The following is a 14,700-nucleotide window of genomic DNA, read 5'->3' on the forward strand; positions in this document are numbered from 1 at the left end:
CGAAGGCGACCCCAGGGTCGCCTTCAGTACATATGCAGCAATGTAATAATTGCTTACTTTTTCTTGCGTACGTACAGGACCAGATTGTGGTCCACCAGCTCGAAACCGTGCTCTTCCACGATTTGCTTCTGGCGCTTCTCGATTTCACTGTCGAAGAACTCGATGACTTCGCCGGAATCGACGTTGACCATGTGATCGTGGTGACCACCGTCAGCCAGCTCGAACACGGCGTGGCCGCCATCGAAGTTGTGGCGCACGACCAGGCCTGCGGCTTCGAACTGGGTCAGAACACGGTAAACCGTGGCCAGACCGACGTCCTCGCCTGCCTCCATCAGCGCTTTGTAGACATCCTCAGCACTCATGTGACGCTGCTCGGTAGAGTCGAGCATCTGTAGAATTTTCACTCGAGGCAGTGTCACCTTGAGACCGGCTTTGCGCAGTTCGCTATTTTCAACCATGGTCAGCTTTCTCGCCGATGCTGCTTCGCAGCTTCTCTGAATACGGGTATGATCGGGGTTTACGTTGTCCAGCCAAGATAGTGGAAGTCGCCCACCGATGCAAAACACCAAGCTCTTGCTAACCAGCCTCACCTTCGTGGGACTGCTCGCACTCGCCGGTTGCTCGTTCCCCGGGGTTTACAAAATCGACATCCAGCAGGGCAATGTCGTCACGCAAGACATGATAGACCAATTGCGCCCCGGAATGACCCGTCGGCAAGTACGGTTTATCATGGGCAACCCGCTGATCCAGGATACGTTCCATACCAATCGCTGGGATTACCTGTACAGCCTGCAGCCTGGCGGCGGTGAGCGCCAACAGGAGCGCATGAGCATCTTCTTCAACGAGAACGATCAGCTCAGCAGCCTGTCCGGCGACTTCATGCCAGGTGTCAGCCGCGACCAGGAAATCCTCGGTGGCAGCGGCGATACGACTGTCAGCCCGACCGGCAGCACCGAACCCGCTGCGCAGGAAAAACCTGCCAAGCCAGGCTCGCTGGAAGACACCATCCAGAAAGACGTCGATACCATTGAGGTTATCCCGGTGCCGGTGCCCGAGCCACTGGATACCTCGCCGCAGTAAGCCTGCAGCGCGTACAAAAAAGCCCGGACCCGTCCGGGCTTTTTATTGCCTGAAATTCAGCGCTTGGCTTTCTTGAAGACCCTTGCAACCTTGGCCGCGCGCTGCTTGCGCACCTCTTTCGGGTCCGCCAGCAAAGGCCGATAAAGCTCGATGCGATCACCCGCCTCAACCTTGTGCGCTTCAGGATTGGCGATCACCCGGCCAAAGACCCCGACCGGGCAGGCCTGAATATCGGCCTCGGGAAAATGCGCGGCGATCCCCGACAGTTTTACTGCTTCATTGATAGTCGCACCCGCCGGCACCTCAACACTGAGCAGCACCTGCCGCTCAGCCACGGCATACACCACCTCGACGGTCAGCAAGGCTTCAGACATGGAGCTGCTTGGCACGCTGGCAGAAAGCATCGACAAGAGTGTTGGCGGCCTGGTTGAACAACGGCCCCAAGGTGGCACGCACCAATGGCCCGGCGTAATCGAACGACAGGTCGAGGCTGATCTTGCAGGCTTTCTCGCCCAACGGCTTGAACACCCAGACACCATGCAGCTGGGAAAATGGCCCTTCTTCAAGGTTCATTTCGATGGACTGGCCCGGCACCAGCACATTGCTGGTTACAAACTGCTGGCTCATCCCGCCCTTGGCTACCTCAAGGCGTGCGCGCATGTGCGTGTCGCTTTCTTCGATCACGGTGCTGGACGAACACCAGGGCAGGAACTCCGGGTAGCGCGCGACATCATTGACCAGGTCGTACAGGGCCTGGGCGGGATATGGCAGCAGGGCCGAACGTTGAATATGGGTAGTCATCCAGGGGTCGATTCCAAAGCTGAGCGGCAAACGCAACCCGAATGCCGATGGGCGCCATTGAGCGCATCAAGTGCGCGCATTGTCCGGGATTCACGGCAATGGCTCAAGCGCACCGCTACCCATAGCCGACAGCGCGGCGACTGCCTATAATGCCGCCCCTATGGCTAAACAAAAGAAACATCCGACAGGGACTATCGCGCAGAATAAAAAGGCGCGTCACGATTACTTCATCGAGCACAAGTTCGAGGCCGGATTGGTCCTGTCCGGTTGGGAAGTAAAAAGTCTGCGTGCCGGCAAGGCGCACCTGACCGACAGTTACGTGGTGCTCAAGGATGGCGAGGCCTGGCTGATGGGCAGCCACATCACGCCGCTGACAGCCGCCAGTACTCACGTCATCGCCGACCCGACACGTACCCGCAAACTGCTGCTCAACCGTCGAGAGCTGGAACGCCTGCATGCGGCCGTTCAGCAGAAGGGCTACACCTGCGTGGCCTTGTCGATCTATTGGAGCAAGCACTTGATCAAGTGCGAAATCGCACTGGGCAAGGGCAAGAAGGAATACGACAAGCGCGATACCCAGCGCGAGCGCGATTCCGACCGCGAGTTGCAGCGCGCGGTACGCAACAAGGGCAAGGAAGACTGATTACAGCCTGAAGCGCCCTCATCGCGGGGCAAGCCCGCTCCTACAGGGGCGAGTTTGCCCCACGATTGCTAGCGCCCGCTGCGCCGCTCCGCCCGCGCCACCCGCTGAACCTCCTGGCGCACTTCATCGAGCACTTCCTGCACATAGGTGATGTGCCGGCTGGAGACTTCGCGTGCATCTTCGGCACGCCCTTCGACAATCGCCAGGTACAGCTCGCGGTGCTGGCTGATGAGCATGTCGCGGGTTTCGCTGCGCTGTTTGTACATGCCGCCGATGTTGGTCACCACGTTGCGCTTGAGCAGGTCGAACAGGCCACGAATGGTGTGCAACAACACCGCGTTATGACTGGCTTCGGCGATTGCCAGATGAAAACGCGCATCGGCCGCGCCCTCTTCGGCCCGGTCGACTTCATCAGCGCGGGCGTAGCAATCCTGCAAAGTGTCGAAGGCCGCCTTGAGCCGCAGGCGATCCGGCTCGGTGGCGCGGATCGCCGCATAATAGGCGCAGGATGCCTCCAGGGTATGCCGGAATTCCAGCAAGTCGCGCTGCGCTTCAGGGTTGCTTTCGAGCAACTGCAGCAGCGGGTCACTGAAGGTCGAGCCGAGCGATTCGGCCACATAGTTACCACCGCCCTGGCGGCTGACCAACAAGCCCTTGGCCACCAGCTTCTGGATCGCTTCGCGCAACGACGGTCGTGACACGCCGAACTGCTCGGCCAGCGCCCGCTCGGCAGGCAGGCGCTGACCGGCCGTCAAGGTGCCTTCGAGAATCATCCCTTCCAGCCGTTCGACGATATCGTCGGACAAACGGCGTTGGCGGACCTGATCAAAAACCATCACATGCTCTCCACAATCCCGAGTGCGTTCGGGGCTGTCTATTCTGGCGCATCCGCGACCCGCCGACACTAATCAGTTGGCAAATTTCCCTGCCGTTCAGGCCCGCTCCCCTTCAACCATCCCAAGAAAAGTTTCCTGGGACAAATTGACACAGCCACTTCGAGGCTTTTAACCTAGCGCCTCGACATTGTAAATTGGTCTTACCAATTATCCAATGCCAGTGCCTGACCAACAACAATTAGGGGCCACCCCATATGCAAACCTGGCAACAGCTTTACAGTCCGCTTGGTAGTCTTGGCCTGTCCGCGCTCGCGGCAGTCATCCCGATCGTGTTCTTTTTCCTCGCGCTGGCGGTGTTCCGCCTCAAGGGTCACGTGGCTGGCAGCATCACGCTGGGCCTGTCGATCCTGGTGGCGATCTTTGCTTTCCAGATGCCTGCCGACATGGCCCTTGCCGCCGCCGGATACGGCTTTGCCTATGGCCTGTGGCCGATTGCCTGGATCATTGTCGCCGCAGTGTTCCTGTACAAGCTGACGGTCAAGAGCGGCCAGTTCGAAGTGATCCGCAGCTCGGTGCTGTCGATTACCGACGACCAGCGCCTGCAGGTGCTGTTGATCGGTTTCTGCTTCGGCGCCTTCCTTGAAGGTGCGGCAGGCTTCGGCGCCCCGGTGGCGATCACCGCCGCCCTGCTCGTGGGCCTGGGCTTCAACCCGCTGTACGCCGCCGGCCTGTGCCTGATCGCCAACACCGCGCCTGTGGCCTTCGGCGCCCTGGGCATCCCGATCATCGTGGCCGGCCAGGTCACCGGTATCGATGCGTTCAAGATCGGCGCCATGACCGGCCGCCAGCTGCCCTTGCTGTCGCTATTCGTACCGTTCTGGCTGGTGTTCATGATGGACGGCCTGCGCGGCGTCAAAGAGACCTGGCCAGCCGCCCTGGTGGCCGGCCTGAGCTTTGCCGTGACCCAGTACTTCACCTCGAACTTCATTGGCCCGGAACTGCCGGACATCACCTCGGCCCTGGCCAGCCTGATTTCCCTGACCCTGTTCCTCAAGGTCTGGCAGCCCAAGCGTTCGTTCGCCGCCACCCCCGGTAGTGTTGGCGCCGCTGTGGTACAGAGCGGTGGCAGCCAGCCTTCGCCGTACAGCTTCGGCGAGATCTTCAAAGCCTGGTCGCCGTTCCTGATCCTCACCGTGCTGGTCACCATCTGGACCCTCAAGCCGTTCAAGGCCGCTTTCGCCGCCGGTGGCTCGATGTACAGCTGGGTATTCAACTTCGCCATCCCGCACCTTGACCAACTGGTGATCAAGACCGCACCGATCGTCGCCACCCCGACGGCGATCCCGGCGGTGTTCAAGCTCGACCCGATTTCTGCCACCGGTACCGCGATTTTCTTCTCGGCGCTGATCTCGATGCTGGTGCTGAAGATCAATTTCAAAACTGGTCTGACCACTTTGAAAGAGACCTTCTTCGAACTGCGCTGGCCGATCCTGTCGATCGGCATGGTCCTGGCCTTTGCCTTCGTCACCAACTACTCGGGCATGTCGTCGACCATGGCCCTGGTACTGGCCGGCACTGGCGCGGCGTTCCCGTTCTTCTCGCCGTTCCTCGGCTGGCTGGGCGTGTTTCTGACCGGTTCCGATACTTCGTCGAACGCCCTGTTCAGCTCGCTGCAGGCCACCACCGCGCACCAGATCGGGGTCAACGACACCCTGCTGGTGGCCGCCAACACCAGCGGCGGCGTGACCGGCAAAATGATTTCGCCGCAGTCGATCGCCGTGGCCTGCGCCGCTACCGGCCTGGTCGGCAAAGAGTCGGACCTGTTCCGCTTCACCCTCAAGCACAGCTTGTTCTTCGCCACTATCGTTGGCCTGATCACCTTGATCCAGGCTTATTGGCTGACCGGCATGCTGGTTCACTAAAGTGTCAGGGGCCGGGCGCGTTGTGGTGCGCCCGGCAGCTCCCCTTCACCCAACGCTGCGAGACCCCATGATCATTTCTGCCGCTACCGATTACCGCGCAGCAGCCCAACGCAAGCTGCCGCCATTCCTGTTCCACTACGCCGACGGCGGTGCCTACGCCGAGCACACGCTGCGCCACAACGTCGAAGACCTGGCCGGCATCGCCCTGCGCCAGCGCGTATTGAAGAACATGTCCGAGCTGAGCCTCGAGACCCAACTGTTCAACGAAACCCTGAGCATGCCGGTGGCCCTGGCGCCGGTCGGCCTGACCGGCATGTACGCACGCCGCGGCGAAGTCCAGGCGGCGCGGGCGGCAGCGGCCAAAGGCATTCCGTTCACCCTGTCGACGGTGTCGGTGTGCCCGATCGAAGAAGTGGCGCCGGCCATTGACCGGCCGATGTGGTTCCAGCTCTATGTGCTCAAGGATCGCGGCTTCATGCGCAACGCCCTGGAGCGCGCCAAGGCCGCTGGCGTTACCACCCTGGTGTTCACCGTGGACATGCCGGTGCCCGGCGCCCGCTACCGCGATGCGCACTCCGGCATGAGCGGCCCGAACGCGCCGCTGCGCCGCGTCTGGCAGGCCATGACCCACCCGCAGTGGGCCGTGGATGTCGGCCTGCTGGGCAAACCCCATGACCTGGGCAACATCTCCGCCTACCGCGGCAGCCCCACGGGGCTGGCCGATTACATCGGCTGGCTGGGCGCCAATTTCGACCCGTCGATTTCCTGGAAAGACCTTGAGTGGATCCGCGAATTCTGGGAAGGCCCGATGGTGATCAAGGGCATCCTCGACCCGCAAGATGCCAAGGACGCCGTGAAGTTCGGCGCCGACGGCATCGTCGTCTCCAACCACGGCGGCCGCCAGCTCGATGGCGTGCTGTCGAGTGCCCGCGCCCTGCCGGCGATTGCCGACGCGGTCAAAGGCGATCTGAAGATTCTCGCCGACTCCGGCATCCGCAGCGGCCTGGACGTGGTGCGCATGATTGCCCTGGGCGCCGACACCGTGTTGATCGGCCGTGCATTCCTCTACGCCCTGGCCACCGCCGGTGAAGCCGGGGTGAAGAACCTGCTGGAGCTGTTCGAAAAAGAAATGCGCGTGGCCATGGTGCTGACAGGCGCCAAATCGATCAGCGAAATCACCCGCGACTCGCTGGTCCGCGAACTGGGTGCCTGATAGCCGCGCCTTCGAATCACCGCCTGATTGACCGGGGCACGCGGCGCACCAGACGCCACGGCCCCGCGAGGAGATTGCATGAGTCTGCCCGCCGCGTTTCTCGACTCGGTAGCACGCCTGATACCCGCCGAGCGCCGTTTCGACGATCCGCTGTCGACCCTGGCTTTCGGCACCGATGCCAGCTTCTACCGGCTGATTCCCAAACTGGTGATACGGGTCGAATCCGAAGATGAAGTGGTCGCCCTGCTCAAGCTGGCCCAGCGCGAGCGCGTGCCGGTCACCTTCCGCGCCGCCGGCACCAGCCTGTCCGGCCAGGCCATCAGCGATTCGGTGCTGATCGTCCTCGGCGATAACTGGAACGGCCGCGAGATTCGCCACCAGGGCCAGCAGATCCGTCTGCAACCGGGCGTGATCGGCGCCCAGGCCAATGCCTGGCTGGCCCCGTTCGGGCGCAAGATCGGCCCGGACCCTGCCTCGATCAACGCCTGCAAGATTGGCGGTATCGTCGCCAACAATGCCAGCGGCATGTGCTGCGGCACCGCGCAGAACACCTATCACACCCTGGCCGGCATGCGCCTGGTGCTGGCCGACGGCACGCGCCTGGACAGCGAAGACCCGGCCAGCGTCGCCGCCTTCGAACAGAGCCACGCCGACCTGCTCGATAAGCTCGCGCGCCTGGCCCGGGACACCCGCGCCAACACTGAGCTAGCCGCCAGAATTCGCCACAAGTACCGCCTGAAGAACACCACCGGCCTGTCGCTCAATGCCCTGATCGACTATGACCAGCCGCTGGATATCCTCAGCCACCTGCTGGTCGGCTCCGAGGGCACCCTGGGCTTTATCAGTGCCGTGACCTACGACACGGTGATCGATCACCCGAACAAAGCCTCGGCACTGATCGTCTTCCCGGATGTAGAAACCTGCTGCAACGCCGTTACCGTACTCAAGAGCCAACCGGTATCGGCGGTGGAACTGCTCGACCGACGCAGCCTGCGCTCGGTGCAGGACAAGCCCGGGATGCCGGCCTTCGTCCAGCAACTGTCCGATGGCGCCTGCGCACTTTTGATCGAATCCCGCGCAGCAACCCAGGCGCTGCTGCACGAGCAACTGGCGCAAATCATGGCCTCGCTGGCCAGCTTCCCGGTGGAAAAGCAGGTCAACTTTACCGAAGACGCCAAGGAGAACGCCAAGCTCTGGGCCATCCGCAAGGACACCTTCCCGGCCGTTGGCGCGGTGCGCAAGACCGGCACCACGGTGATCATCGAAGACGTGACCTTCCCGGTCGAGCAACTGGCCATCGGCGTCAATCGCCTGATTGCGCTGTTCGACAAACATCACTATGACGAGGCGATCCTGTTCGGCCATGCCCTGGAAGGCAACCTGCACTTCGTCTTCACCCAGGGCTTCAACAGCGCCGAAGAGGTCGCGCGTTACCAGGCCTTCATGGACGACGTGGCGCAACTGGTGGCGGTCGAATTCGGCGGCTCGCTCAAGGCCGAACACGGCACCGGGCGCAACATGGCACCCTTTGTTGAGCTGGAATGGGGCAGCGATGCCTACCAGTTGATGTGGCAGCTCAAGCGCCTGCTCGACCCCAATGGCATTCTCAACCCGGACGTGGTGCTCAGCGAAGACCCGCAAATCCATCTGAAAAACCTCAAGCCGCTACCGGCGGCTGACGAGATCGTCGACAAGTGCATCGAATGCGGCTTCTGCGAGCCGGTCTGCCCGTCCAAGGGGCTGACCCTGAGCCCGCGCCAGCGCATCGTCATGTGGCGCGATATCCAGGCGAAAAAACGCGCTGGCAGCGATACCCGCGAGCTGGAACGCAACTACCAGTACCAGGGCATCGACACCTGCGCCGCCACCGGCCTGTGCGCCCAACGCTGCCCGGTGGGTATCAATACCGGTGAGCTGGTGAAAAAGCTGCGCGGCCAGGCTGCCGAACACGTGAAGACTGCCGATTGGCTGGCTGACAATTTCCATACCGCCCTCAGTGGCGCGCGCCTTACCTTGCAAGCCGCCAACGGCGCCCGTCGCCTGCTTGGCGCGCCGCGCCTGAGTCGCCTGAGCGCCAGCCTCAGTAAGCTCAGCCACGGCCGAGTACCACAGTGGACGCCGGCCATGCCACAACCGCTAAAAGCGGTGCAGCTCAGCCCGGCCAGCAACGATGCGCGGCCCCGAGTCGTCTATCTGGCCGCCTGTGTTTCAAGGGTGATGGGTCCGGCGGCGGCGGATCGCGAGCAAACCTCGTTGCTGGACAAGACCCGCGCCCTGCTGGAAAAGGCCGGCTATCAAGTGGTATTCCCGGACAACCAGGACAACCTGTGCTGTGGCCAGCCGTTTGCTTCCAAGGGCTATGCCGAGCAGGCCGAGCACAAGCGCCAGGAGCTGATCAACGCCCTGCTGCACGCCAGCCGCGGCGGCCTTGACCCGATCTACTGCGATACCAGCCCGTGCACCTTGCGCCTGGTCCAGGATCTCGCCGAAACGCGCCTGGACCTGTATGACCCGGTGCGCTTCATCCGCACCCACCTGGTCGACAAGCTGGAGTTCACCCCCCAGGACGAGCCGATCGCCGTACACGTGACCTGCAGCACCCAGCACCTGGGTGAAAGCCAGGCGCTGATCGACCTGGCGCGGCGTTGCAGCAAACAGGTGGTGATTCCCGAAGGCATCCATTGCTGCGGTTTTGCCGGTGACAAGGGCTTTACCACCCCGCAGCTCAATGCCCATTCGCTGCGCAGCCTCAAGGATGCGGTGCAGTACTGCAGCGAAGGCATCTCTACCAGCCGCACCTGCGAGATCGGCCTGTCGAACCATGGCGGGATCGATTATCACGGGCTGGTGTACCTGGTGGACCGGGTAACACGGGCGCGGGCTATCTGAACCTTTGTGAGAGCGGAGCAGTCCATCAAATTAGGCCCCCCTTTCCCGAGGCCTTCCCAGCCAAGGAGATTCACATGAAGCGTACTGCGATTTCCGGACTGTTCATTGCCGCCGCACTGCTTGCCTCCCCTGTGTTTGCGGAAGAAGACCTGTGCGCCCTAAACCTGCAGAAGATTGAAGATGCCACGGCTACCGCCGGAGCTACCTCCGAAGGTATGGACAACGCCGTGGCCGAGCATGTCAAGGACGCCAAGGCTGCCCAGGCAGCGGGTAACACGAAAGACTGCATTGCTATTACCAGCAAGACTCTGGAGCGCCTGGAGAAAACCGAGAAAGGCAGCAACGGCCAATAACCCGTCTGCCGGGCGATGTCAGACCAGCAGTCGACGTCGCCCGACCGATGGCGTATACTGGACCTCGAGCGTTGAAAAACGCTTACAGCTAGAGCGCAACACATGGGGCCGATTAGGATTCGACGCCGGTAGTGAAACTCTAGGTGCATGCCGAGTTGGTAACAGAACTCGTAAATCCACTGTTGCAACTTTCTATAGTTGCCAATGACGAAAACTACGAGGGTTACGCTCTCGCTGCGTAAGCAGCCGAGCCCGCTCTCCTGGTAGCTTCGGCTCCAGCAATCACTAGGGGATGCCTGTAAACCCGAAGTGATTGTCATACAGAACAGGATCGCCGTGCAGTACGTTGTGGACGAAGCGGCTAAAACTTACACAACTCGTCCAAAGCACCCTGCCCGTCGGGCGGCTGCGGATTAACTCAATAGACACGGCTAAGCATGTAGTACCGACAGCGGATCACTGGCGGACGGGGGTTCAAATCCCCCCGGTTCCACCAAATACGCAAAACGAAAAAGGCATCTGGCGCTTGCGCCGATGCCTTTTTTGTTGCCCGCAGAACCCTGACTGAACCCGCCTGTCGGCCATCGACACGCTGCGGACAAAACCGTGCTCATCCTATTGGCGCAGCGGTCGATAAACACCTGGAAGGACCGCCCCGTCTCGTATCCTTGTCGACTCCGGGGGGCCGCAACCACCACAGAACAGGAGCAGGCATGAAAGTCTGTATGACCCACCGCGAGACCTTCTACCACGTTCTCAAGGCAGTGTTTGACGCCTGCAATAAAAAGCCGGTCATCGCCGAGCTTGGCGTCTTGCGCGGGCAAAATGCGCTGAACCTCTATAACGCCCTCAGCCCTGAACAGATGGTCTTGATCGACAGCTGGAGCCCCTCGGCCACCGAAGCCTACAGCCCGTTCGACCAGCTGCCACCTTGGGTTGACCCTGTAGATAGCTATGATTACTACTATGGCGGCTCGCTTTATGACATGGCCACCTGGGACAACCTGTATGAAGAATGCCAGGGCAAATTCGCCGACAAGCCCAACGTCACCCTCATTCGCGCCGAGACGATCGACGCCATTCCTGAGATCCAGCCAAGAACCGGTATCGAGAAATTCGACCTGATCTACATTGATGCCAACCATCAATACGAGTACATCCTGCGCGACATGATGTACTACCAGGACCTGCTGGCCGATGATGGCTTCATGCTTCTCAACGATTGCTGCCATAGCCTGCAAGGCACCAAGCAGAACCTGGGTGTACTGGAAGCCCTCAGCAGCTTCCTCAAGCGTTCCGACTTCGTGCCTGTGGCCGTGACCAACACTGACTGGTCGGATGTCATCCTGGTCAAAAAGAACTCGATGATGCTGCAACTTGTGGACATCGCCATCACCAACTCGGATATCCCGTTCGTCGAAATCCCGCATCAACTGATGTCCGCCGCCCGGGTTGTTTACGGCAAGCAGCGCACCAACATCAGCTTTGCCTGATCCGGCGTACTTCAAGGACGAAGCCATTGCGCCCATTGATTATCCTGACCCTGCTCCTGCTGTGCGGGTCGCTGCAGGCCGCACCTAAGTGCGAGGACTTCCTCGGCACATTGGGCGCGTACCCCAAGGGCATCCAGTACCAGGGCTGCCATCAGGACATCGAAGGACAGACGGCGCCCTTGATCGCGACCTACAAGGTCAGGGGCACCGAAGCAGCGGTGGCCGAGGCCCACCTGCAGCAAACCTATGGCATGGGCCGCCTGCAGTTTTTCTGCTGCATGTGGGACTCGCTGCGCCACTTCCACCGCGACCCACACAGCGGCATCACTTACCAAGTCCTCATGGCCTCCGAAGAGACGCTGGCCAACCAGCGCTCGCAGTGGGCACAGATCGAGTTCTTCTACATCACCGTCAGCGTCGATACCCTCGAACCCTGAGCGGCCATCAGCCCTTGGCGAACTGCAGCAGCACCTCCAGCGGATGACGCAACTGGCGCTCAGCCATGCGCTTGACCTGGCTGCGGCAGGAATAACCGGTGGCCAATGCTTCCCCCGGTTTATCCAGCTTGCCGGCCCAGGATTGCTCGAAGATGGTCCGCGAGGTGTCCTGGTTGCGCGCTTCGTGGCCATAGGTACCCGACATGCCACAGCAGCCAGTGGCTTCGGTAACCAGTTTCAGCCCCAGGCGGGCGAATACCTGTTCCCACTGACGGGTGCTGGCCGGCACGTTGGTTTTTTCGGTGCAGTGGGCCAGCAGGCGGAAGGTTTCGCTGGCGCCCGCAGCCTGTTCAGGCAGCACGTCGATCAACCATTCCTGCGGCAGCAGCACCTTCGGGCAATCGCTCAGGCCTTCGACCTTCTGGTATTCCTGGCGATACACCAGGGTCATGGCCGGATCGAGGCCGACCAGCGGCACGCCGCAATCGGCCAGGGCCTTGAGCTGGGTGGCGTTGCGAATCGCCGCTTTGCCAAAGGCTGCGAGGAAGCCCTGGACATGCAAGGGTTTGCCGTTGGCGCTGTAGGGCGCGAGGAACACCTTGTGACCCAGCCGATGGGCCAGTTCGATGAACGACGCCAGCAACGGTGTTTCGAAGTAGCGGGTGAAGGCATCCTGAACCAGAACGATGCTGCGCTCGCGCTGGGCAGGGGTCAGCTCGCGCAGCACGGGTACGCTGGCCGCGCGCACGTTGCAGCGGGTCAAGGTGTTCTGCAGGTTGTAGCGGCTGATCAGCGGGCTGTCGAGCATGCCGACATGGCGCTCAAGCAGGCGGCTGACCCACTTCGAACCCATCACCGCGTTGTACAAGCCTGGCGCATAAGCCATGTAAGGAATGCTGAACTCCAGCGAACCGATCAGGTAGTCACGCAGCGGACGCTGATAGCGGCCGTGGTACAGCTCCAGAAAGCGTGAACGAAACTCCGGCACGTTGACCTTGATCGGACACTGCCCCGCGCAGGATTTGCACGCCAGGCAGCCGGCCATGGCTTCGTAGACTTCGTGGGAAAAGTCAGCCTCGCCACGGGAGCGGGCCTGGTTGTTGCGCAGGCGCTTGGGCAGCTCCTTGAGCCAGGAGGTCTTGTTCTTTGCCGCCGCCAGCACATCGATACTGGCCGCACCCTGCAGGCGCAACCATTCGCGGATCAGCGAGGCACGGCCCTTGGGCGAATGCTGGCGTTCGCGGGTGGCTTTCCACGATGGGCACATGGCGTCGTTGGGGTCGAAGTTGTAGCAGGCGCCGTTGCCGTTGCAGTGCACGGCGCTGCCAAAGCTCTGCCACACCCGCTCATCAATCTGCCGGTCAAAGTCGCCGCGCATCGGTGCTTCGTTGACCTTTATCAGACCCTGTTCGCTGTCCGGCGGGGTGCAGATCTTGCCGGGGTTGAGCTGATTGTAGGGGTCGAAGGCGCCCTTGAGCGATTGCAGCGCCGGGTACAGGGCGCCGAAGAAATCCGGCACGTATTCCGAACGCAGGCCCTTGCCGTGTTCGCCCCAGAGCAGGCCGCCGTAGCGATGGGTCAGCGCCGCCACGGCATCGGAAATCGGCTTGACCAGCGCCGCCTGGGCCGGATCTTTCATGTCCAGCGCCGGGCGCACGTGGAGCACGCCGGCATCGACGTGGCCGAACATGCCGTAGGCCAGGCCGTAGCTGTCGAGCAAGGCACGGAAATCGGCAATGTAGTCGGCCAGTTGCTCGGGCGGTACGGCGGTGTCTTCCACGAACGGCTGCGGGCGCACTTCGCCTTCAACGTTGCCAAGCAGGCCCACCGAGCGCTTGCGCATGGTGTAGACGCGGGTCACCGCTTCGGCGCCTTCAGCCAGGGTGTGGCCCAGGCGCTCGACGCCGGTATCGGCCTGCAGGTGGGCGACGAAGGCTTGCACCCGCGCGTTCACTTCTGCCGGATCATCACCGCAGAACTCCACCAGGTTGATACCGAGGGTCGGGCGCTCGGCTTCGGCGGGGAAGTACTCGGCGACGCTGTGCCAGACGATGTCCTTCATCGCCAGCATCAGCACCTTGGAGTCCACCGTCTCGATCGACAGTGGCTTGTGCGCCATCAGCGCATTGGCATCGCGCAGGGCATCCATGAAGCTGCTGTAGCGTACGTTGACCAGCACGGCGTACTTGGGAATCGGCAGCACATTGAGCTTGGCCTCGACCAGGTAACCCAACGAGCCTTCGGCACCGCACAGCACGCTGTTGAGGTTGAAGCGGCCCTGCTCGTCGCGCAGGTGCGCGAGGTCGTAGCCGGTCAGGCAGCGGTTGAGCTTGGGGAAGATGGTCTCGATCAGTTCGGCCTGGGTTTCCTGAATCTGCCGGGCCATGCGGTACACCTCACCGCTGCGGCCTTCTTGTGCACAAGCCTGCTCCAGCGCCTGATCATCAATCGGCAGGCTGTGCAGGCGCTCGCCGCCGAGCAGCACACTGTGCAGTTCGAGCACGTGGTCGCGGGTCTTGCCGTAGGTGCAACTGCCCTGGCCGCTGGCATCGGTGTTGATCATGCCGCCGACGGTGGCGCGGTTGGAGGTCGACAGCTCCGGGGCGAAGAACAGCCCGTGGGGCTTGAGCGCTGCGTTGAGCTGGTCCTTGACCACCCCGGCCTGTACCCGCACCCAACGCTCCTCGACGTTGATCTCGAGAATGTTGTTCATGTGCCGCGACAGGTCGACGACGATGCCGTCGGTCAGCGACTGGCCGTTGGTGCCGGTGCCACCGCCGCGCGGGGTGAGCTTGATCTGGCGAAAGCGCGGTTCGGCCATCAGCGTAGCGACGCGGGCAACATCCTCGGCATCCAGCGGAAACACCGCCGCTTGCGGCAGGCGCTGGTAGATCGAGTTGTCGGTGGCGAGCACCGTGCGGGTGGCATAGTCGGCGCTGAACTGGCCACGGAAACCGCTGGCGCGCAGGGCGGCGAGAAAATCGGCATAGTCGCCAGCGGGGGCGCTGGTCGGCAACTGGGCGATCATCAAAG

The 14,700-nt window shown here is 61.9% G+C and carries 13 protein-coding genes and 1 other RNA gene; 9 read left to right on the forward strand and 5 right to left on the reverse strand.

Annotated elements, in window-relative coordinates; genetic code table 11:
* Positions 1 to 53: 53 nt before the first annotated feature.
* On the reverse strand, positions 54 to 458 hold the full coding sequence (fur, locus tag ACZ9A3_RS20100) for a ferric iron uptake transcriptional regulator (protein WP_045199750.1): 405 nt from the start codon (positions 456 to 458) through the stop codon (positions 54 to 56).
* 97 nt (positions 459 to 555) lie between these two features.
* Between fur and ACZ9A3_RS20105 the strand changes: the two genes are divergently transcribed.
* The gene (locus ACZ9A3_RS20105) at positions 556 to 1,080 is read left to right on the forward strand and encodes an outer membrane protein assembly factor BamE (protein ID WP_045199752.1); all 525 of its coding nucleotides are present in this window, start codon (positions 556 to 558) and stop codon (positions 1,078 to 1,080) included.
* Between the two features lie 56 nt (positions 1,081 to 1,136).
* Here ACZ9A3_RS20105 and ACZ9A3_RS20110 read toward each other — a convergent pair whose 3' ends face one another.
* Together ACZ9A3_RS20110 and ACZ9A3_RS20115 are read right to left on the reverse strand one after the other, a co-directional pair.
* Complete coding sequence (locus tag ACZ9A3_RS20110; RefSeq protein ID WP_045199754.1) at positions 1,137 to 1,454, reverse strand: RnfH family protein; 318 nt, start codon at positions 1,452 to 1,454, stop codon at positions 1,137 to 1,139.
* Positions 1,447 to 1,881 (reverse strand): type II toxin-antitoxin system RatA family toxin, encoded by a 435-nt coding sequence (locus ACZ9A3_RS20115; RefSeq protein ID WP_045199756.1) that lies wholly within the window; start codon positions 1,879 to 1,881, stop codon positions 1,447 to 1,449. Before ACZ9A3_RS20115 ends, ACZ9A3_RS20110 begins: the two co-directional genes overlap by 8 nt.
* 160 nt (positions 1,882 to 2,041) lie before the next feature.
* Here ACZ9A3_RS20115 and smpB point away from each other — a divergent pair, with 160 nt between their 5' ends.
* Complete coding sequence (smpB, locus tag ACZ9A3_RS20120; RefSeq protein WP_028944546.1) at positions 2,042 to 2,524, forward strand: SsrA-binding protein SmpB; 483 nt, start codon at positions 2,042 to 2,044, stop codon at positions 2,522 to 2,524.
* A 68-nt stretch (positions 2,525 to 2,592) separates the two neighbouring features.
* Here the strand turns inward: smpB and ACZ9A3_RS20125 are convergent, their stop codons facing one another.
* Entirely contained in the window at positions 2,593 to 3,360 is a 768-nt protein-coding gene (locus tag ACZ9A3_RS20125; protein ID WP_045199761.1) for a GntR family transcriptional regulator, read from the reverse strand.
* Between the two features lie 254 nt (positions 3,361 to 3,614).
* Here ACZ9A3_RS20125 and ACZ9A3_RS20130 point away from each other — a divergent pair, with 254 nt between their 5' ends.
* The 7 genes from ACZ9A3_RS20130 to ACZ9A3_RS20160 all read left to right on the forward strand — a co-directional run bounded on the left by ACZ9A3_RS20130 (position 3,615) and on the right by ACZ9A3_RS20160 (position 11,667).
* Positions 3,615 to 5,282 (forward strand): lactate permease LctP family transporter, encoded by a 1,668-nt coding sequence (locus tag ACZ9A3_RS20130; RefSeq protein WP_476253050.1) that lies wholly within the window; start codon positions 3,615 to 3,617, stop codon positions 5,280 to 5,282.
* A 67-nt stretch (positions 5,283 to 5,349) separates the two neighbouring features.
* A complete protein-coding gene (gene lldD / locus ACZ9A3_RS20135; RefSeq protein WP_045199765.1) occupies positions 5,350 to 6,495 on the forward strand; it encodes an FMN-dependent L-lactate dehydrogenase LldD in 1,146 nt (381 codons plus the stop codon).
* A 78-nt stretch (positions 6,496 to 6,573) separates the two neighbouring features.
* The gene (locus ACZ9A3_RS20140; protein WP_093379281.1) at positions 6,574 to 9,384 is read left to right on the forward strand and encodes an FAD-binding and (Fe-S)-binding domain-containing protein; all 2,811 of its coding nucleotides are present in this window, start codon (positions 6,574 to 6,576) and stop codon (positions 9,382 to 9,384) included.
* A 74-nt stretch (positions 9,385 to 9,458) separates the two neighbouring features.
* Entirely contained in the window at positions 9,459 to 9,737 is a 279-nt protein-coding gene (locus ACZ9A3_RS20145) for a hypothetical protein (RefSeq protein ID WP_045199770.1), read from the forward strand.
* 104 nt (positions 9,738 to 9,841) lie between these two features.
* Positions 9,842 to 10,233, forward strand: a transfer-messenger RNA (tmRNA) gene (ssrA, locus tag ACZ9A3_RS20150).
* A 217-nt stretch (positions 10,234 to 10,450) separates the two neighbouring features.
* A complete protein-coding gene (locus tag ACZ9A3_RS20155; RefSeq protein ID WP_045199772.1) occupies positions 10,451 to 11,230 on the forward strand; it encodes a class I SAM-dependent methyltransferase in 780 nt (259 codons plus the stop codon).
* A 26-nt stretch (positions 11,231 to 11,256) separates the two neighbouring features.
* Positions 11,257 to 11,667, forward strand: coding sequence for a DUF4952 domain-containing protein (locus tag ACZ9A3_RS20160; RefSeq protein ID WP_176794210.1), 411 nt, complete (start codon positions 11,257 to 11,259; stop codon positions 11,665 to 11,667).
* A 7-nt stretch (positions 11,668 to 11,674) separates the two neighbouring features.
* On the opposite strand, the gene ydiJ is transcribed toward ACZ9A3_RS20160, so the two are convergent.
* On the reverse strand, positions 11,675 to 14,695 hold the full coding sequence (gene ydiJ, locus ACZ9A3_RS20165) for a D-2-hydroxyglutarate dehydrogenase YdiJ (RefSeq protein ID WP_476253051.1): 3,021 nt from the start codon (positions 14,693 to 14,695) through the stop codon (positions 11,675 to 11,677).
* Between the last annotated feature and the right edge of the window lie 5 nt (positions 14,696 to 14,700).

The sequence above is a fragment of the Pseudomonas sp. TE4620 genome (genome assembly GCF_056279045.1).